Origin of the sequence: Sphingobacterium siyangense (genome assembly GCF_023277505.1) — a bacterium.
In the GTDB taxonomy this organism is placed as follows: domain Bacteria; phylum Bacteroidota; class Bacteroidia; order Sphingobacteriales; family Sphingobacteriaceae; genus Sphingobacterium; species Sphingobacterium siyangense.
The window spans coordinates 5,067,682-5,086,410 of the sequence record NZ_CP080574.1; the positions used below are offsets into that span (position 1 = coordinate 5,067,682).

An 18,729-nucleotide genomic window follows, 5' to 3' on the forward strand; every position below is an offset into this window, starting at 1 on the left:
CAATTTTACCAACAACACAATGAGAAGTATTTACGTTTATTTCTTAATGACCATATCTTGTCTTTTTTCAACGAGCACACGGCTTTATGCACAAGAAACAGATTCGGTCAATAAAAAAGAATTGGATCTGAGTTCCTTACTGAACGGAATTAGACAACAGCAAATTAATGATTCTCTTGAACGGGTAAAGCTTCAGCATGAAATTGCCGATCTTAAAAGTCAAAATAGCCCAAAAAAGGAAAATTTAAAACAGCAGCTGAATCAGTTTGACGAAGAAAACAACCTTCGGAAGCAGCAGCTGAAAGTTAAAGTAGACTCCATCAAAAAAAACACAAAAAGATATGCAGTCGCGCCATTTCAGGATACCCTCTTCTATATCTATAATAAACTTGGATCATCATTGGCCAAAGACCGAGCTTACAATGTGGTCAGCAGAATCCATAATCTATATGAAGACGATTTTGTGAAAGTAGATTCGTTTAAAATCGAAAACAACGAAATCAGTGCTGACATCGTTTATAAAGATCTCGTCATAACTTCCGTCACAGAACTCGACGCACTACTTGAAGGAAAAAGCAAAGAAGAGATTGCGGCAAACTACTTAAAAAGAATTCAGGATTCAATCACAACGGAACGTGCAGATAACAGCATTACAAAACTTCTTACCCGTATTGGACTTGTATTTCTCATTCTCCTTGTCTTTTCCATATTGGTTCTATTGATAAACAAGTTGAAAAAATATGGTACGCAACGAATTTTGAAGGAAAGAACACAGCGGATAAAAGACATTAAGATCAAAAATTATGTCCTTGTCACTTCGGTACAAAAAACACGGATGTTTATTCATGCAATAAATATCTTACGCTGGGGCCTGATCGTCCTCATTGCCTTTATCATGCTGCCGATTGTCTTCAGTGTTTTTCCATTTACACAGAGCTGGGCATCCAATCTCATTGGACTTTTCACAAAACCCCTGAAGACTGCAGTTTTGGCAATTTGGGATTATATCCCCAATCTGATTACCGTATTTGTCATACTCGTTGTCATGCGGTATGCCGTTCGATTCATAAAGTATATCTTTAGCGAAATTGACAAAGGCAAATTAGAGGTTAATGGCTTTCATCGCGATTTTGCCATGCCTACCTTTACGATTGTTCGCTTTCTGCTCCAAGCCTTCACACTGGTGCTGATATTCCCGTATTTACCCGGTGCAAATTCAGATATCTTTAAAGGAATATCCGTATTTATAGGTGTCCTATTTTCTTTAGGATCATCTTCTGCGATTTCCAATATCATAGCGGGACTTGTGATCACTTATATGCGTCCTTTCCGTATCGGAGACCGTATCACTATCGCCGACAAAACAGGCGTTGTTATCGAAAAATCACCACTGGTAACAAGGCTTCGAACGATAAAAAATGAAGAAATTACCATCCCCAATTCGTCCGTACTTTCTGGAAATACCGTCAATTATTCTACATTCTCAGAAGATGGAATCTGCTTTCAGGTGGAATTGACAGTCGGTTATGAAGAACCTTGGCAACGTATACACGAATTGCTCCTGAACATCCCACCCCGAATAAAAAGGGTCAACCTTAACCCCGCGCCATTCGTCTTACAAAAAAAATTAGACGACTTCTATGTCCTCTATGAACTGAATGTATACATCGCTAAATCTAGTGAAATTGAACTGGCAAAGTCTGAAATTTTTCAATCGATCTTAGATGACTTTCTAGCCGCAGGAATTGAAATGAATGGCCCACACATATTTGCTAAAGTTGACCATGTACAACAATATAATCCAAAAATGCCCAACAGCTCGTACAATAACTGATCTGAAAGCACAATTTTTAGCTGATTACTGCAGAGAACATCTGATGCGTTTTGACCGGTATACATATCCTGTTGAATTCATCCACTGTTGTGAGCTTGTCAACTAAAGATGTAAAATATAAATTAGCTCTTCGGCTTCGATTCCGTCAGGCCAAACGACATCCCTGGATTGCGTGTATTTAAAATGAAATGACTGATTCGCTGCTTTCGACGCATCGTTCCCCACCCGATGGGATACCGTAATCTGGCCACAACCGCGCTCACGTGCCCATGCGATACGCGCTTCATAAAACAAACGGGATAACCCCTGGCCTCTATGACTTTCCTGAATGAAAGAAGCGATCAAAATCGCGTTTGATTCATCTGCCCTATCCAATACAACACCAGTCAGCCCGACCAATATTCCTTGGCTATACAAACCGAACATCGCACATTTGGGATTATCAAGCAAAGCCATCCATTCTGCATCACTGTACCCTGCTTCTTTTTGATAGTTGCTACCAAAAACCTCAGGTGTAGAAAATAAGGACTCCAGTCTAATTTTTTTATATTCCTGCCATTCTCCTATTTCTAAACGTCTTAGTTCATATTTCTCCATTTCTGGCACCTTTCTTTGCTTATCTTTCAGCGTAAATATACTTAAGCAAGCGCAATAAATGAACACTGGACCAGCGACATTATTCAAATTGGACTAGCTCAGTTGCATCTATTGGCTGTAATTTTGGATAAAATCAAGAAATAGCTATTTGCATGTATGTACCCAAACATTTCCAGTTCGAAGATTACGCAGAAAAGGTCGAATTTATGCAACAATATAGTTTTGCGACCATTGTATCGATTAAAGAGGGGATTCCAATAGCCACACAGCTCCCCTTTCACGTCCGTACAGATAAAGATCAGCTGCTTTTAACATCACACTTCGCTCGTGCAAACGAACAAGCCAATTATATCGAAAATACGCCGTCATTGGCTATTTTCTCCGAACCACATGCTTATATCTCACCACAACATTATGACAAGGAAGAAAGTGTGCCAACCTGGGATTACATCGCTGTACATGCCTATGGCCTTGCATCCATCCTTACAGACGAAAAAGCAAAAAGTAAAGCCCTAGAACAGATGATCCTGAGTTACGACGAAGCGTATTTAACACAATGGGAAAGCCTTTCCGATCGTTTTAAAAGTGGTATGATGCGGGGTATCGTCGCCTTCGAACTTGTCGTCACAGATTTACAGGGCCAAAAAAAATTAAGTCAAAATAAAAGTGAAACAGAAAAACAGCGTATCCGTGATTTTCTAAAAAATAGCGACAATGAGCTCGAAAGAAATATTGCCGCAGCAATGAAAAATGGATCAATAAGTAACGAAAAAAAATGAACACACACACTGACATAGAAATCACACAGGTAAAACTAACAGATATTGACCTGCTGCAGCAAATAGGAAAAGCAACATTTATTCAGACCTTTTCAGACACGAATACCGAAGAGAATATGAAGACCTATCTATCCGAAGGGTTTTCAAAGGAAAAATTATTGTCCGAGCTCTGCGATAACGAATCTGAATTTTACTTCGCTGTCTTGAAAAATGATGTTATTGGCTACCTAAAAGTAAATACCGGCCAGGCCCAGACCGAACAACAGTGCCCGCAGGCATTAGAAATCGAGCGCATCTATGTATTACAGGAATTTCAGGGTAGAAAAGTGGGACAGTTATTGTTTGAAAAAGCACTAGCCTTAGCCCAAATAAAAGCAGCTTCATTTATCTGGCTTGGTGTTTGGGAAAAAAACTTGCGGGCAATCAATTTCTATCAGAAAAATGGTTTTGTCGCATTCGACCAGCATATTTTTCAACTGGGTGACGATAAACAAATAGATATCATGATGAAAAAAACAGTACAACCGCACCATGCATGAGTTTATAGCAGAAAATATACAGGTCATACAACAACGTATAGACGAAGCCTGCAAAACAAACCGTCGCGATCCCCGCGAGGTAAAATTATTGCTAGCCACTAAAACCGTACCTGCCGAACGTATAGAAATCGCGCTGCAAGCTGGTCAAACCCTAATTGCTGAAAATAAAGTGCAGGAACTGAAAGACAAATTTGAGTATTTAAACACTGTTCCCCATGTCAATCATTTTATTGGCCATCTTCAAACCAATAAGATCAAGGATCTGCTCAAATGCAACGTATCCTGCATCCATTCGATCGATCGTATAGATCTCGCCGAAAAATTGCATCAGCGACTTTTAAAAGAAGACAAAACCATGGAAGTGCTCATCCAGGTAAATACTTCCTTCGAAGAGAGCAAGTACGGCGCTGCGCCAGGGGAGGTGATCGGCCTGGTTCAGCAAATAGCAACATTAAGCACACTAAAGATTAAAGGACTGATGACTATCGGTATATTGAGTGCCGAAGCCGAACAGGTACGTGCCTGTTTTAAATTGCTCAAACAAATTCAACAACAGATTATAGCCCTAGCTATTCCCCGTGTATCGATGCAAGAATTGTCGATGGGCATGAGCGGAGATCTAGAGATAGCGATAGCAGAGGGCGCTACGATTGTCAGGGTAGGCACGGCAATTTTTGGACAACGTCCTACACCAGATAGTTATTACTGGAATGAGAACCTATAACATAAAAACCAATGCGGATACATTTTATACAACACGAAGTTTTTGAAGCACCCGGGGCCTATTTAACCTGGGCGGAAAAACAACAGCATGAGCTCACCTTTTCCCAGGTCTATCAACAGGACCGTCTGCCGGAAGAAATCGATTCCATCGATATATTGATCGTTATGGGCGGACCTCAAAGTCCAGATTCATCCCCGTCAGAATACCCTTATTTTGACGCTAAGGCCGAAATCGCTTTTATCCGCCGATGTATTGATGCTGGCAAGGCGGTTGTTGGTATATGTCTGGGCGCACAATTGATTGGCGAAGCGCTGTCGGCAACGTACAGACATAGTCCGCAAAAAGAAATTGGAGTTTTCCCCATCACGCTCACAGAAGAAGGAATAAACGACAGCAAAATAGCACATTTTGGCAGCCCATTACCGGTCGGACATTGGCACAACGATATGCCTGGACTTACCCCGGAAAGTAAAATCTTAGCAAGCAGCGTCGGCTGCCCTCGACAAATTGTTCGCTATACAAATCTCGTCTACGGATTCCAATGCCATATGGAACTCACTCCTGAAGTCGTCCGGCTCTTAATAGATGCAGAAGAAGATCTCTTTCTTCAAAGCCAATCGCTCCAATTTGTGCAATCACCTGAAGAAATTAAGACTTTTGATTACCGCGAAATGAACAGCAAACTTCATACATTTTTAGATTTACTTGAATGTGCATACACGAGAAGTCTAATAAGTAAATGAAGGGTTTCTGTCTAAACAGGAGCGTAAAAATTTACAGCAGTAATTCATTCGTTGGATAAAAAATAGTAGATTTGGTGTAACACAAAAAAACTATTGATGAACCTAAGACGCAGTCAACTTTTAAAAATGGGCTATCTAGCCCTTCTGGCAATTTTCCTACACGCCTGTGTTTCCCAAAAAGAAAACAAAAATCTGACTTGGTATCAACATCAGGTTATCGAGCAGCTTGTTCCGGAAACTGATTCCAGTTATAGAGTTCAAATTGGTATTATGGCTGCGACCTTCTGGCTAGACAATCAGGATGGTCAACTGGCCAAAAAATTGAACCTCCTACAACAGAGCTACACGCAACGAAATAAAGTCGATGTCGCTGTTCAGCAAGGTACCAACAAAATCATTCGCGTCACTAAATCAGAATAAACAAGCTTATTCAAGGCAACACAAATGATTTTGGTACCCACCAATACTTCAATTATAGTTAATATCTTCCGCCTGTACACATCATCCACTACATGATATTCTTTGCTATCTTTTCAATACGGTCCTTACAGGCCACATTGTAAATTAAGCGATTTTATTCATTAATATAATTTGAGGCGCTTCCTGCAATTTTTCACCGGCAACTTTTCCGAATGCGACAATATAAGGTTGTTGATTATGCGCATCCAAGCCCGCCTGATCTTCCCAGATTTCATAAAAGATAAACTGGTTTTCATCACTATTTACCTGATGCAGATCATACTGTATACAGGCTGCTTCCTTTCTACTTGCTTCGACCATTTCTAACAATAATGCCAATACTTCTTCCCGATGTGCGGGAACTGCCTTTAAAATTGCGGTTAAATATACCTTCATGTTATTGATTTTTATTGTGGTAATTTACTCTTTTCATCGCAATAACGCCATGGATAAAGCGATTTATCGATCAATAAATTTTTAGTTTAACGTAGTTTCCAAATGGAATACCTCTTCCAAATATTGTTTATATTCCTTTTCGTAATTGTCGACACGTTCTTGAGACGCACCCTTCTCCATATCATGAAAATGGAAGCTTCCCAGATGTTCCAATCCTGCAAACTGATTCATCTTATGAAAACCGAATAAAACACCGGCATCAACGGAATGCTGATCAAAAAACTCATTTTCCATTGTAAAGGCTGTATCAGGAGCATTCCAGCTCGAAGTCACCATGTATTTTTTACCATGCATCAAACCTCCGGTACCATAATTAATAGCCGGATTCTTACGTGAACGACCATCATTTTTATAGATACCGTTGTTGTGACCCGCCGTAAAAACCTCATCGATATACAGCTTCAGACGGTTCGGAACCTGAAACCACCATACAGGAAAATGGTAAACGATAATGTCTGCCCATTTAAAATTTTCAACTTCAACCATTGGATCAAAATCATCGTTGATATTGGTTACCCTTGTTTCAAGTCCATTTTCAGCCAATGTTTCAACCGTCCAATTTGTTATTGTGGTATTGAAAGAACCACCCGAGTGTGCGAATTTCTGTCCGCCGTTGATAATAAATATTTTCATTTCTATAATTTTTCTTATTGATAACACAAATTTCTATCATATTTTTAAATCATACAAATAATTTAAATTGTATATTTGTATCATAAAAATAATAACTATGAAATGGAACTTAGAATGGCTTCGTACATTTAAGGCAATCTATGAAACCGGAACATTATCTGCAGCGGCACAGGAATTGTTTATTTCTCAACCTGGTGTCAGTCTACATCTGAATTCCCTGGAAGCCTTTACCGGGCACAAGCTTTTTGATCGATCTGCGCGAAGAATGGTGCCGACCGAAAAGGGGAAAATCTTGTACAACTATGTTATTGACCCACTTAAAAAACTAGAAACCGGCGAACAGCATTTTCACAAGCGTGCATTGGACGAACGTGTCACAATCAGTATCGGAATGTGTTTTGAGACCTTTCAATACACATTGGAAGAACATATTGCACAGCTCCCCTTTAATTTAATTATCAAATTTGGAGAATATCCTCAGATGCAGCAGGATCTTGATAATGGTTTATTGGATCTTATTATTACACCTCAAAAAGGAAACCAGCAGAATCTACAATACGAAGCTTTCTCAAAAGAGCGCATTGTCTTGATTGCAGGGTGTCAGACCGACACATCCACACTCGAGTCACTACTGAGCGACAATAAAATTAAGGAAGCAGCCCAGCTTCTAAAAAAACAATTGTGGTATAGCACGGCTGCCGATATGGATCATTTAAAAAACTATTGGTCAACACACTTTGGCGAACATCCGGACTTCAGCCCCAATTATATCGTTCCAAATATCAGTTCAATTATACGTTGCTTGAGCAACAATACTGGCTTTTCCATTGTTCCCGACTTCCTTTGTGCCGAAGCACTTGCATCCGGAAAAATAAAACTAATCTGGGAAGGGACTTCTCCCGTGGAGAATATACTTTACTTTGGAACGAGAAAGAAAACCATGTATCAGGAAGAAATTAGTCAATTGGAAACGCTGTTAAAAGAGAAATGGTAGATCACCGGGCAATTTCTTGCCGATAGCCCGATTTCCGCTACTGATGCAGCATTTTGCTTAAAAATTCGGGCGTAACGCCAATATATGCCGCAACTTGTTTCTGCGGAAGACAGTCGATCAATGTAGGATAACGTGTACAGAACTTTTCGTAACGTTCTTTGGCAGCTAGACGGAGATTCTCCATCGATCGACTTTGATAATAAACCAATGCATTTTCGGCGAGTATCCGAAAATAGACATTCAGTTTCGGAATCTCCTGATAGAGCCGATGCAGGTCTACTTTGGAAATCATCCATACCTCAGATTCAAATACCGCATCAATGTATAAGTTGCCCGGTTTTCCGGTTACCAAACTATACATATCGCCGATCCACCAGCCTTCGGGAGCAAACTGTTGAATATACTGAAAGCCGTTTTCATCCACGCAATAACTTCTTAGACAACCCGAAGCGACAAAAAGAGCATACCTGCTCAGATCGCCCTCCAACAGCAAATATTGTTTCTTCTTCACTTTTTTGGATTTCACAACAGCCAATAGGCGTACGATTTCATCTTCCGTGAGATCGATCTCTTTCTGAATACTGTCCAACAATAGCTGTTTGTCCATAAATTAAAGGATGATACAGAACAAACATAGATAAATTGATGTTTGTATCCAAAAAAATAGACAAGCAGCGCCTTTTCTACGAAGGGAATACGCTTAGCTCTTCTAAAAGAAATACGTTTTGTTCTTCGCCGAAAAGACGCATAGGATACTTATATATTTACGGATGGCCGTCCCGAAGCAATGGTATGCGCTTCCTTCAAGACCTCCGAATAAGTAGGATGTGCATAAGACACTCTTGACATACTATCGGCGGTGATTTCATATTCCAAGCCCAAAACACCTTGAGCGATCAGATCGGCGGCACGTGCTCCAATGATATGAACTCCCAATAGTTCGCCATATTTTGGATCGGCCAACACCTTTACAAAACCTTGCGTTTCCATCCCTGCGCGGGCACGGGCATTGGCGGAAAACGGGAATTTCCCAATCGTATACGCTATACCCTTTGCTTTGAGCTCCTCTTCTGTTGCGCCAACGGAAGCCACTTCGGGCCAGGTATAAACCACACTTGGGATCCGATCGTAATGTATCTTTGGTTTTTGGCCGTCCATATGTTCGACAACAAAGATTGCTTCCTCTTCAGCTTTATGAGCCAGCATTGCCCCACCGATCACATCGCCAATAGCATAAATGTGGGGAACGGCCGTCTGTAACTGCTCGTTAGTAACGATCATACCTCTGGTGTCTAGTTGAACAGCTGTATTCTCCAAACCAAGCCCCGCTGTAAATGCTTTCCGCCCGACAGCGACCAAAATATAATCCGCCTGTAACTGCTGCTCGTTACCAGCTCGATCTTTAAAGAAAACGTTTGCCGCAGCGCCTATATTTTCGGTTTTGTAAACAGCCTGTTCAAGCAAAATTTTAATGCCATCATGCAGCAGTATCTTTTTCAAGGCATCCCCCAATTCATGATCCATATTGGCAAGGAGACGATCGGCATATTCGATAATAGTGACCTCACAACCCAATCTATTGAATATGGATGCCATCTCTACCCCAATTACACCGCCACCGATAATAACGATTTTATCTGGCTTCTCTTGCAAAGACAACGCCTCTGTTGAGCTTATGATACGTTTTTTATCTATGGTTACTCCCGGAACTGTCGCTGGCTTGGAACCCGTAGCGATGATAAATTTCTTTGCTCCAAGGGACAGCCGCTCCCCCGCTGATGTAGCAATCTCCACCGTTGAATTATTGACAAAAGAGGCCTTTCCATGGATCACCGTAACCTTATTCTTTTTCATCAGGAAATTCAGCCCCTGCGTATTTTGCAACACCACTTTATCTTTACGCGCATACAACCGACCAAAGTCCACCGATAGTCCCCCTACCTGAATCCCGTGTGCAGCAAAATGATGCTGTGCTTCATGATAGTGATGTGTACTATCCAAAATTGCCTTTGTGGGAATACAGCCCACATTGGTGCAGGTACCACCCAATGTATCATATTTCTCTACAAGTGCGGTTTTATACCCCAATTGGGCACTGCGAATCGCCGCAACATAGCCGCCTGGGCCAGACCCAATGACAACCAAATCATATTGTTCCATATACGAACTATTTTTAGTTAACAGAATTATTCACGACCAAAAAAGGTCTTACAAGTATGCCCCGCATAGTTGCCATCCAAAAGGCTACGATAAAAATTTCAATATATACGCCAATCATAACACAAAATAAAATACCAAAAGGTATATTTAAAAACAGTAGAAAACACCGTATTATTCATAAATATTGGATTTAATTAAAATCAGTACAAACCTACAAATAAAATACCAATCAGTATATTATAAATAAAAAATTAGATCAAAAAAAATAATATGAAAGTCAATTCTACGCAGAAGAGATTGTGTTTATGTTTAGGATAAAGGCATATTTTTTTAACTTGCTTCCTGATTAGCACCAAAAGCGTCAAACGATTATTTTCAAATGAAACAGCATAATTACGTCGCCACAATTACGTGGACAGGAAATCGCGGCAGCGGAACCGATCATTATAAAAACTACGAAAGAAGCCATCGCATTAGCATTGACGGCAAAGCCGAGATTGAAGGTTCTTCGGATCCAGCGTTCCTGGGAGACCCCAGCAAACACAATCCCGAAGAACTATTACTTGCCTCCCTGTCCTCCTGCCATATGTTATGGTACCTGCATTTCTGCTCGGTCAATAAAATTATTGTAGAAGAATATATTGACCATGCAACAGCGATCATGCTTGAAGAAGAAAATGGAAAAGGCCGTTTTAAAGAAGTCACGCTAAATCCTTCGGTCCGGGTAAAAGATGCAACGATGATTGCACAAGCCATTGAATTACATAAAAAAGCAAGTGAATATTGTTTTATTGCCAATTCAGTAAACTTTCCGGTCTTGCACACCCCCAACGTCAGCATCAGCACATCCAGCTAAATGAGTGAACTTTTTTCTTCACATGATATGCTGCGACATAATATGCTGTGAATTGACAAGAACGGCGATACCTGATCGAATTACGGACATAGCTTAGCGCTATTTATTGGCTAGCCGCTCCTGTAACTCCCGACGGAAAGTAATACCGACCGGTAGGGACGTATTATTGATCTGTACCATACCATGCTCATATTTGATCACCTTATTGATCGAAGCAATGTAAGATTTGTGGATACGGATAAACTTTGAGGCCGGCACCTGTGTGAGAATTTGCTGGGTAGTGCTTGCGGTCAAAAATGTCTGACTAGGAGTGACAATTTTCACGTAATTGCCAAAGCTCTGGATAAAATCGATCTGCGATAATTTAACGTCAATAATACGGCCATCCATACGTATACTAATTGATTTGGGCTCTTCTTCCTGGGGCGACACAGCCGTGTTATAGGATAAAAAACGTTGAACAGCCTTAAAAAAACGGGGAAATGAAATAGGTTTTAATAAATAATCAACAACGCCGTAATCATAACTCTCCAATGCGTATTCGGAATATGCTGTTGTCAAAATCGTTTTGGGTGGGTTATCCAGCATCTTCAGAAACTCCATCCCATTAATTTCGGGCATTTCAATATCCAGGAAGATTAAATCTACTTTGTTCTCCCGAAGAAAATCCAATGCCTCAAAAGCATTATAACATTGAGCGACCAACTGCAGATCAGTACTTCTTTCAATATAATTTACCAGTACATAATGCGCCGCAGGTTCGTCATCAACCACAATACAGCTATTTTTATTCATTGTTTAAAGATTTATAACCAATGACACCTCATACTCCTCTTTTTTGGAATTTGTCGTTAATGTATATCGATTAGGATACAAAAGTTTTAATCGCGCCATTGTATTTTCCAGACCTATTTTCGCCGAAAAAACATTCCTTTTCTTGACGGGAACAGAATTCCGTACATGCAAATATAAGTTCCCTTTTTCAATCTTGATCGAAATATGTACAAAACAATCTTCAATACTGCAGGTTCCGTGTTTAAAAGCATTTTCTACGAAAGTAATCAATAGCATCGGCGCTATCTGATAATTGATATCTTCTTCTTTTTGATAATCAAATTCAATTTTTGTGCGATAGCCTAACCTTTCACGCTCCAGCTCGATATAACTTGAGATAAAATCGATCTCATCATCCATCGCAACAAATTCCCGATCGCTGCTCTCCATCTGATAACGGAGAAGCTGGGAAACTTTGATGATCAATTCGGAGGTACGTTCCGGGTACTTCAAATTAATACCATAAATGGTATTCAATGTATTGAATAAAAAATGTGGATTGAGCTGTTTTTTTAAATGGGACAATTGCGTCTGATTGGAAAGCAGTTCACGTCGGGTCTTCACACGCTGAAAGCGATAAAATTCAATAAATTGGATACTACCCAATATACAGATCAACGAACCCAATAATACACCAAATTGATAATGGAACGTTTTCTGAACAAGATTCTTGTAAAGAAAACAATTCTTGTAGATCACGTTATCCGTTAGCTCTTTTAATATGAGTGCAAAAACCAGTAGTGTTGCCACCGACGCCAAAATATACAACAGCGGTTTATTCTTCTTAAGTAGCAATGGCAACAGGAAAAAGCGATTCAATTGTGCATGCGCATAAAGGATCAAGAAATAGAACACGCCCATCAAAAATCCCTTCCAGCTCAGGATCAAAATCCAATCGTTCAAAGTAAAGAGGATAAACGAAAAGATCAATAGCACGATCTCCTGTATGATCTTGTTCTCAAAAACCTTTCTCATAATCCTTTTTTTGTTAAAAATCTGTTACAAAGTAAAAGTTTTAAGTTTATAACAGCAGAAAAATAAATGACGAATTAAATTGGTCACTTTTAAACGCTATAGATCATTTTAAAGGGACATCACAGTTCATCTCATCGTTATCTTCGTGTCCATAAAATGATAGATAACCTATGCTGAAATTGAATTTAGTGCTGTCATTGGCTGTATCACTTGCGACCTCCTCTTCCTTCGCTCAGAAGCTTACGCTCCGCGATGCCGTAGAACAGGGTATTGCAAATTATGGAAATATCAAGGCAAAGGAATATTATCTCCAGTCCTCCCTGCAGACCAATGAACAAGTCAAACGCGACTTTTGGCCCAATCTGAACATCGTAGCCCAACAGGACTTTGGAACAGTCAACGGACAAAATGGTCCACTGTATGGATTTGGTGGGCTGGGTGTAGCTTCTTCGGGAGCCGCTCTTCCAGAACAAAATTGGAATGCCGCATTTGGTGCGCTTTACTTAGCCAATGTCAATTGGGACATTTACACCTTTGGACGAAAAAAAGAACGTATCGAATTGGCCAAATCCGATACCAAACGACTACAGGCCGATCTCGGTCAGGAACAGTTCCAGCATAAAATCAAGATCGCTGCGGCTTACCTCAATTTATTGGCTAGTCAACGATTGGAAAAAAATCAACAGATGAATCTGGATCGCGCACTGGTATTTTTAAATATTGCTGCCACCAAAGTAAAAAACGGAATATTACCCGGAGTAGATTCTACGCTTGCTTCAGCGGAAGTATCGCGCGCAAAAATCAGCCTCAATCAGGCCCGTGAAAATGTTAAGGAGCAAAACAATAAGCTGACGGTATTGATGGGGATTCCAGCGAAAAATCTCGAAATAGATACTGTTCTGGTTCAGAAAACACCTATACAGCTAACTCCGCTTTCAGGCAACTTGATTGAAAGTAATCCTATTCTGCAATTTTATAAAAGTAAAATTGAACTTGGCGAACAACAATTGAAACTATCAACCAAAGAGTATCTTCCCACTGTAAGTGCCTTTGGGGTCTTTCAGACAAGGGGATCTGGTTTTAAGAGCGACTACATTACGGATTTACAAGCATATAGCACAAATTATTGGCAAGGGGTTCGTCCCAGTAGGCAAAATTATCTCTTGGGATTGGGCATAAACTGGAATCTGACTTCGATTGCGCGTATCAATAAAAAAATCAGTGCACAGCGCTTTACGAATGATGCCCTAAGAGAAGAATACCAAACTGCCGAAGCCCAATTGACAGCACAGCTGGATGCCGCTGATGTGAAAATCCAATTGGCCCTAAAAAGTGATCTAGAAGCTCCCCGACAAGTGTCGGCAGCTCAGCAAGCTTACAATCAAAAAATGACGATGTATAAAAACGGCCTAGCGACACTTGTCGACGTGACGCAGACCTTTTACACATTAAATAGAGCCGAAACCGATCGCGAGATCGTCCACATCGATCTTTGGCAGTCGCTTTTACTAAAAGCCGCAGCTGCGGGAGATTTTGATATTTTCAACAAAGAACTATAAATAACATTACATGAATTTAATACGTTTTGCCTTACGCAAGCCGATATCCATCCTCGTACTCGTATTGGGACTTATTGTCTTTGGCATAGGTGCCGTTCGATCGATCAAGGTGGATATCCTGCCAAAAATGAACCTTCCGGTTATTTATATTGCCCATCCATTTGGTGGCTATTCGCCGGATCAAATGGAATCTTATTTTGCCAAAAACTACGTCAATATCCTTCTTTTTGCCAATGGGGTCAAGTCTATTGAGACCAAGAATATTCAAGGTCTGACCTTAATGAAAGTATCGTATTACGAAGACACCAACATGGCCCAGGCTGCAGCCGAGCTAAGTGCCCTGGCCAATCGGATCCAAGCCTCCTTTCCTCCAGGCTCACAACCGCCGTTCATCATTCGCTTTGACGCCTCATCCCTCCCTGTAGGCCAACTGGTATTGAGCAGTAACAAGCGTTCTAACAACGAACTACAAGATCTAGCCAACGTCTATGTCCGGGCATCGTTTACGTCAATCCCCGGCCTATTGTCGCCACCTCCTTTTGGGGGAAGTCCACGTACAATTGAGGTCAACGTTGATCCCGATTTAATGCGGAGTCACAATATGACACCCGATCAGGTCGTAGAAGCGCTAAGACTAAACAATCAAACCGCTCCAGCAGGAAACGTACGTATTCAGGACAAAAACTACATTACACCAACGAACAACACCATCAAGGATGTCAAAGATTTTGAAAAAATCCCGCTATTTAAAGGTGGAGTACAAAATCTTTACCTTGGCGATATTGCTACCGTAAAAGATGGTGCCGACGTTACCGCAGGCTATGCTTTGGTCAACGGCAAACGTTCCGTATACGTCAGTATTGCCAAAGCCGGCGATGCTTCAACCTGGGAGGTTGTCCAAAACTTAAAAGCGGCCTTACCAAAAATTCAGGAAAATTTACCCGACGACGTCAAGTTATCTTATGAATTTGATCAATCCGTCTATGTCATCAATTCCGTAAAGAGTTTGATTACCGAAGGTGCAATCGGCGCTATCCTGACCGGACTAATGGTCCTCCTATTTTTAGGTGATCGAAGAGCTGCGTTGATCGTTATCCTAACCATTCCGATATCCGTGATCTCCGGCGTGCTCTTTCTGAAACTCTTCGGGCAGACCATCAACCTCATGTCCCTCAGTGGACTAGCCTTGGCTATTGGTATCCTGGTCGACGAAAGTACGGTAACGATAGAAAATATACACCAGCATCTGGATATGGGTAAACCCAAAGCCTTGGCTATCTGGGATGCCTGTAAGGAGATCGCCTTACCCAAATTATTGATCCTGCTCTGTATACTAGCCGTATTTGCGCCGGCATTTACCATGACAGGCATCCCGGGTTCGTTATTTCTTCCCTTGGCTTTGTCCATTGGATTTTCAATGATCATATCCTTTCTCCTTTCGCAGACATTTGTTCCTATCATGGCCAACTGGCTTATGAAAGACCATGCGCATAAAGCGCCACACGCGACCGAACCAGCGGGCTTAAATGCAGATGAAGCTCAATTCGCAGCAACTGGACTGAGTGTAGAATCTGAACAGGATACCCTAAATCAGAAGAAACTATTGGTGGAACGGGAAGACTTTAACAACGAAGGAAAGCTGAGTATTTTTGAACGGTTCAGAAACAGATTCATGAAAATGATCGACCGTTTGTTTAAAAGGAAGAAAACCATTACCGTAGTTTATCTGCTGGGAGCAATAAGTCTTGTTGTCATTTTACTTTCCACAATCGGACAGGATGTATTTCCGAAAGTTAACTCAAGTCAGTTCCAAATGCGCCTCCGTGCAGCTGAAGGTACACGTATCGAACGCACCGAAGAAAAAGCAAAACTAGCGCTGGCCGAACTGGAAAAACTGGTTGGGAAAGAACATATCAGCATATCTTCTGTCTATATCGGTCAACACCCCGGACAGTTTTCAGTATCACCGATCTATCTTTTCATGGCTGGTCCACATGAAGCTGTTTTCCAAATTGCACTGAAAGACTACCATCACGATATGGACAGTTTCCGTGATGAATACCGGAAACGCCTGAAAGCGGCAGTTCCCGATGTACAAGTATCCTTTGAACCGATCGAGCTTACAGATAAAGTTTTAAGTCAGGGATCGCCCACTCCCATTGAAGTTCGGATAGCAGGAAAAAACAAAAAGAACAACGAGAAGTACGCCGGTAAATTGATCGAGGAACTAAAAGCCATCCCTTATTTTAGAGATGTACAATTAGCGCAATCCATTAAATACCCTTCTTACGATATTAAGATAGACCGCATCAGGGCTGCACAACTGGGTATCGATCTCAGCGAAGTAACACGATCGCTGATCGCTTCCACCTCTTCTTCGCGTTATACCGAAAAAAACACCTGGATCGATGAAAAAGCTGGACTGTCATACAACGTCCAAGTTCAGGTTCCCATCGATAAAATGAAAGATGAGAAAGAAATCGGTGAAATCCCTTTATTGAAAAATTCAGCGCGACCAATACTGAGCGACGTTGCAACGATCACGCCGTCCTTCACCTATGGCGAAAACGACAATTTAGGTGCAATGCCTTATGTATCAGTTACAGCAAATATTGATCATACCGATTTAAAAACAGCTTCTAAGGATGTACAGCGTAGTATAAAAGCCCTTGGTGAACTTCCTCGTGGTTTATCGATGGAGCAAATAGGACTTGGAAAAGTATTGTCAGAAACCATGAGCAGCCTCGAATCGGGTTTGGCCGTAGCCATCATCGTCATATTTTTGATGCTATCGGCTAACTTTCAGTCGTTCAAAGTTTCTATGGTTGTGCTCACCACAGTGCCTGCGGTTGTGCTGGGCTCATTGATTCTGCTGTTGTTAACCGGATCTACCCTCAACTTACAATCCTACATGGGGATTATCATGTCGGTGGGTGTATCCATTGCGAACGCTGTTTTACTCATCACCAATGCTGAACATATCCGTCGACATAATGGCGATGCCCTAGCTGCAGCCCGTGAGGCAGCATCCTTACGGCTTCGGCCTATTATCATGACCAGTTTGGCCATGATTGTGGGTATGCTACCTATGGCCATTGGTCATGGTGAAGGTGGCGAACAGGTTTCACCACTCGGTAGAGCCGTAATTGGAGGATTACTATTTTCGACTTTTGCCGTACTCGTCATCTTACCGCTTATATTTGCTTGGGCACAAGAAAAAAGCAGTACACAATCGATCTCATTAGATCCTGAAGACAAAGAAAGTAAACACTATATTGCGGCATTAAAACCTTTATCGTAAAAGCAGTATAATCTATAAAACATGAAAAATAATTTGTTCAAAATATTAGCTATCGCCGGTCTGATCGCATCCTTAACAGGATGCCATTCGGCTGCCGAGGAAAATGCAAAAAAAGAAAGTCCGGAAGCTGCAGCTCCGGCAATGGAGACATTTGTACCCACCAAACAGAAATTAACAAATAAAATGCAGATCCCTGGAGAAATCACGGGATTCCAGCAGGTCGAGATTTACGCTAAGGTCAGCAGTTACGTCAAAAGTCTCAACGTGGACATCGGAAGTAAGGTGCATGCCGGTCAGCTATTGGCTGTATTGGAGGCTCCCGAATTGAGTTCGCAGCTTTCAGCAGCCAAATCGCGGCTCAAATCGCAAGAAGCGGTCTATATGGCTACAAAAAGCACTTACGACAGACTCTTTGAAACCAGCAAAGTAGAGGGAACGGTGGCTAGACTGGATCTTGAGGTTGCTGAGTCAAAAAAGAATGCTGATTTTGCGCAGTACCAAGCCGCTAAATCGGCCTACGCAGAGGTACAAAACCTGTTGAACTATTTGGAAATCAGAGCACCCTTCGACGGTGTAATCGCAACAAGAAATGTCAATCAGGGCGCCTATGTTGGTCCTGCTGGCCGTGGTTCAGAAATGCCCATCATGACCATTCAGCAACAACGCAAACTGAGGTTAGCCGTTGCTGTTCCTGAACAATATTCGGGTTTCCTGACCGAAAACCAGCCCTTACAATTTACTGTCAAATCATTGCCTGGGCAAACCTTCTCGGGTAAGATCGCACGTAAATCGGGTGCCCTGGACAGCCGATTAAGATCCGAACGGGTAGAAATTGACATTAACAATACCGACAACAAGTTATTGCCGGGCATGGTTGCAGAGGTCGAATTACCTTTAACATCGCAGGATAGTACTTTTGTTGTACCGAAATCAGCCGTATTTACTTCGGGCGAAGGAAGTTTTGTGATTGCTGTTATTTCGAACAAAACACAACGTATTCCTGTACAGAAAGGACGCAGCATCGATGGTCAGATCGAAATATTTGGTGACTTAAAACAAGACACCAAATTGGTCAGCAAAGCGGATGAAGAGATTATAGACGGAACATCAGTCAAATAGGACCTCTATTAAATTTTAAGCAAAGGAAGAAGCTGTCTAAAAAGTCTAGCCGAAACCCTTGAGAATGGAATCCCCGAAATGCTGCTGTGGAGGGGTAGGTATTATAAAATCGCATAAAAAAGGGCTTGTCCAATCTTTTTAGACAAGCCCTCTATAATTTAAATGCC

The 18,729-nt window shown here is 41.4% G+C and carries 18 protein-coding genes; 11 read left to right on the forward strand and 7 right to left on the reverse strand.

The window, feature by feature from the left end; translation table 11 throughout:
- Nucleotides 1–19: 19 nt before the first annotated feature.
- Nucleotides 20–1,834, forward strand: a complete 1,815-nt coding sequence (locus K2F45_RS21370; protein WP_248932400.1) for a mechanosensitive ion channel family protein — start codon at nucleotides 20–22, stop codon at nucleotides 1,832–1,834.
- Between the two features lie 102 nt (nucleotides 1,835–1,936).
- Here K2F45_RS21370 and K2F45_RS21375 read toward each other — a convergent pair whose 3' ends face one another.
- Nucleotides 1,937–2,431, reverse strand: coding sequence for a GNAT family N-acetyltransferase (locus K2F45_RS21375; protein ID WP_248932401.1), 495 nt, complete (start codon nucleotides 2,429–2,431; stop codon nucleotides 1,937–1,939).
- A gap of 152 nt (nucleotides 2,432–2,583) precedes the next feature.
- On the opposite strand from K2F45_RS21375, the gene K2F45_RS21380 reads away from it, so the two are divergent.
- The 5 genes from K2F45_RS21380 to K2F45_RS21400 all read left to right on the forward strand — a co-directional run bounded on the left by K2F45_RS21380 (nucleotide 2,584) and on the right by K2F45_RS21400 (nucleotide 5,636).
- Nucleotides 2,584–3,210 carry an FMN-binding negative transcriptional regulator gene (locus K2F45_RS21380; RefSeq protein WP_248932402.1) on the forward strand — a complete coding sequence of 209 codons (627 nt, stop codon included), beginning with the start codon at nucleotides 2,584–2,586 and terminating at the stop codon, nucleotides 3,208–3,210.
- Entirely contained in the window at nucleotides 3,207–3,749 is a 543-nt protein-coding gene (locus K2F45_RS21385; RefSeq protein WP_248932403.1) for a GNAT family N-acetyltransferase, read from the forward strand. The genes K2F45_RS21380 and K2F45_RS21385 overlap by 4 nt, the downstream gene beginning before the upstream one ends.
- Nucleotides 3,742–4,473 (forward strand): YggS family pyridoxal phosphate-dependent enzyme, encoded by a 732-nt coding sequence (locus K2F45_RS21390; RefSeq protein WP_248932404.1) that lies wholly within the window; start codon nucleotides 3,742–3,744, stop codon nucleotides 4,471–4,473. The genes K2F45_RS21385 and K2F45_RS21390 overlap by 8 nt, the downstream gene beginning before the upstream one ends.
- 11 nt (nucleotides 4,474–4,484) lie before the next feature.
- Entirely contained in the window at nucleotides 4,485–5,216 is a 732-nt protein-coding gene (locus tag K2F45_RS21395; RefSeq protein WP_248932405.1) for a type 1 glutamine amidotransferase, read from the forward strand.
- A gap of 96 nt (nucleotides 5,217–5,312) precedes the next feature.
- Nucleotides 5,313–5,636 (forward strand): hypothetical protein, encoded by a 324-nt coding sequence (locus tag K2F45_RS21400; RefSeq protein WP_075993833.1) that lies wholly within the window; start codon nucleotides 5,313–5,315, stop codon nucleotides 5,634–5,636.
- A gap of 144 nt (nucleotides 5,637–5,780) precedes the next feature.
- On the opposite strand, the gene K2F45_RS21405 is transcribed toward K2F45_RS21400, so the two are convergent.
- Nucleotides 5,781–6,071, reverse strand: coding sequence for a putative quinol monooxygenase (locus K2F45_RS21405; protein ID WP_075993834.1), 291 nt, complete (start codon nucleotides 6,069–6,071; stop codon nucleotides 5,781–5,783).
- A gap of 81 nt (nucleotides 6,072–6,152) precedes the next feature.
- The gene (locus K2F45_RS21410; RefSeq protein ID WP_248932406.1) at nucleotides 6,153–6,764 is read right to left on the reverse strand and encodes an NAD(P)H-dependent oxidoreductase; all 612 of its coding nucleotides are present in this window, start codon (nucleotides 6,762–6,764) and stop codon (nucleotides 6,153–6,155) included.
- A 97-nt stretch (nucleotides 6,765–6,861) separates the two neighbouring features.
- Between K2F45_RS21410 and K2F45_RS21415 the strand changes: the two genes are divergently transcribed.
- Nucleotides 6,862–7,758: a LysR family transcriptional regulator gene (locus tag K2F45_RS21415; protein ID WP_120336304.1), complete on the forward strand. Its 897-nt coding sequence runs from the start codon at nucleotides 6,862–6,864 to the stop codon at nucleotides 7,756–7,758.
- Between the two features lie 37 nt (nucleotides 7,759–7,795).
- On the opposite strand, the gene K2F45_RS21420 is transcribed toward K2F45_RS21415, so the two are convergent.
- Together K2F45_RS21420 and lpdA are read right to left on the reverse strand one after the other, a co-directional pair.
- Nucleotides 7,796–8,365 (reverse strand): Crp/Fnr family transcriptional regulator, encoded by a 570-nt coding sequence (locus tag K2F45_RS21420; RefSeq protein WP_153845230.1) that lies wholly within the window; start codon nucleotides 8,363–8,365, stop codon nucleotides 7,796–7,798.
- A 149-nt stretch (nucleotides 8,366–8,514) separates the two neighbouring features.
- Nucleotides 8,515–9,918, reverse strand: coding sequence for a dihydrolipoyl dehydrogenase (gene lpdA / locus K2F45_RS21425; protein WP_248932407.1), 1,404 nt, complete (start codon nucleotides 9,916–9,918; stop codon nucleotides 8,515–8,517).
- 379 nt (nucleotides 9,919–10,297) lie between these two features.
- Here lpdA and K2F45_RS21430 point away from each other — a divergent pair, with 379 nt between their 5' ends.
- The gene (locus K2F45_RS21430) at nucleotides 10,298–10,774 is read left to right on the forward strand and encodes an OsmC family protein (RefSeq protein WP_075993839.1); all 477 of its coding nucleotides are present in this window, start codon (nucleotides 10,298–10,300) and stop codon (nucleotides 10,772–10,774) included.
- A 99-nt stretch (nucleotides 10,775–10,873) separates the two neighbouring features.
- On the opposite strand, the gene K2F45_RS21435 is transcribed toward K2F45_RS21430, so the two are convergent.
- Together K2F45_RS21435 and K2F45_RS21440 are read right to left on the reverse strand one after the other, a co-directional pair.
- A complete protein-coding gene (locus tag K2F45_RS21435; RefSeq protein ID WP_075993840.1) occupies nucleotides 10,874–11,569 on the reverse strand; it encodes a LytR/AlgR family response regulator transcription factor in 696 nt (231 codons plus the stop codon).
- 3 nt (nucleotides 11,570–11,572) lie between these two features.
- Entirely contained in the window at nucleotides 11,573–12,583 is a 1,011-nt protein-coding gene (locus K2F45_RS21440; protein WP_075993841.1) for a sensor histidine kinase, read from the reverse strand.
- 170 nt (nucleotides 12,584–12,753) lie between these two features.
- Between K2F45_RS21440 and K2F45_RS21445 the strand changes: the two genes are divergently transcribed.
- From K2F45_RS21445 to K2F45_RS21455, 3 genes are read left to right on the forward strand one after another with little or no spacing between them, the layout of a single operon-like run.
- Nucleotides 12,754–14,142, forward strand: coding sequence for a TolC family protein (locus K2F45_RS21445; RefSeq protein ID WP_248932408.1), 1,389 nt, complete (start codon nucleotides 12,754–12,756; stop codon nucleotides 14,140–14,142).
- Nucleotides 14,143–14,152: 10 nt separating this feature from the next.
- Nucleotides 14,153–17,443, forward strand: a complete 3,291-nt coding sequence (locus K2F45_RS21450) for an efflux RND transporter permease subunit (protein WP_248932409.1) — start codon at nucleotides 14,153–14,155, stop codon at nucleotides 17,441–17,443.
- Nucleotides 17,444–17,464: 21 nt separating this feature from the next.
- A complete protein-coding gene (locus tag K2F45_RS21455; protein WP_075993843.1) occupies nucleotides 17,465–18,562 on the forward strand; it encodes an efflux RND transporter periplasmic adaptor subunit in 1,098 nt (365 codons plus the stop codon).
- Nucleotides 18,563–18,729 lie beyond the last annotated feature (167 nt).

Excerpts from the sequence above, each read along its gene's own strand:
- K2F45_RS21370 (WP_248932400.1), top strand. The coding sequence starts at position 20 with ATGAGAAGTATTTACGTTTATTTCTTAATGACCATATCTTGTCTTTTT.
- K2F45_RS21375 (WP_248932401.1), bottom strand. The coding sequence starts at position 2,431 with ATGGAGAAATATGAACTAAGACGTTTAGAAATAGGAGAATGGCAGGAA.
- K2F45_RS21380 (WP_248932402.1), top strand. The coding sequence starts at position 2,584 with ATGTATGTACCCAAACATTTCCAGTTCGAAGATTACGCAGAAAAGGTC.
- K2F45_RS21385 (WP_248932403.1), top strand. The coding sequence starts at position 3,207 with ATGAACACACACACTGACATAGAAATCACACAGGTAAAACTAACAGAT.
- K2F45_RS21390 (WP_248932404.1), top strand. The coding sequence starts at position 3,742 with ATGCATGAGTTTATAGCAGAAAATATACAGGTCATACAACAACGTATA.
- K2F45_RS21395 (WP_248932405.1), top strand. The coding sequence starts at position 4,485 with ATGCGGATACATTTTATACAACACGAAGTTTTTGAAGCACCCGGGGCC.
- K2F45_RS21400 (WP_075993833.1), top strand. The coding sequence starts at position 5,313 with ATGAACCTAAGACGCAGTCAACTTTTAAAAATGGGCTATCTAGCCCTT.
- K2F45_RS21405 (WP_075993834.1), bottom strand. The coding sequence starts at position 6,071 with ATGAAGGTATATTTAACCGCAATTTTAAAGGCAGTTCCCGCACATCGG.
- K2F45_RS21410 (WP_248932406.1), bottom strand. The coding sequence starts at position 6,764 with ATGAAAATATTTATTATCAACGGCGGACAGAAATTCGCACACTCGGGT.
- K2F45_RS21415 (WP_120336304.1), top strand. The coding sequence starts at position 6,862 with ATGAAATGGAACTTAGAATGGCTTCGTACATTTAAGGCAATCTATGAA.
- K2F45_RS21420 (WP_153845230.1), bottom strand. The coding sequence starts at position 8,365 with ATGGACAAACAGCTATTGTTGGACAGTATTCAGAAAGAGATCGATCTC.
- lpdA (WP_248932407.1), bottom strand. The coding sequence starts at position 9,918 with ATGGAACAATATGATTTGGTTGTCATTGGGTCTGGCCCAGGCGGCTAT.
- K2F45_RS21430 (WP_075993839.1), top strand. The coding sequence starts at position 10,298 with ATGAAACAGCATAATTACGTCGCCACAATTACGTGGACAGGAAATCGC.
- K2F45_RS21435 (WP_075993840.1), bottom strand. The coding sequence starts at position 11,569 with ATGAATAAAAATAGCTGTATTGTGGTTGATGACGAACCTGCGGCGCAT.
- K2F45_RS21440 (WP_075993841.1), bottom strand. The coding sequence starts at position 12,583 with ATGAGAAAGGTTTTTGAGAACAAGATCATACAGGAGATCGTGCTATTG.
- K2F45_RS21445 (WP_248932408.1), top strand. The coding sequence starts at position 12,754 with ATGCTGAAATTGAATTTAGTGCTGTCATTGGCTGTATCACTTGCGACC.
- K2F45_RS21450 (WP_248932409.1), top strand. The coding sequence starts at position 14,153 with ATGAATTTAATACGTTTTGCCTTACGCAAGCCGATATCCATCCTCGTA.
- K2F45_RS21455 (WP_075993843.1), top strand. The coding sequence starts at position 17,465 with ATGAAAAATAATTTGTTCAAAATATTAGCTATCGCCGGTCTGATCGCA.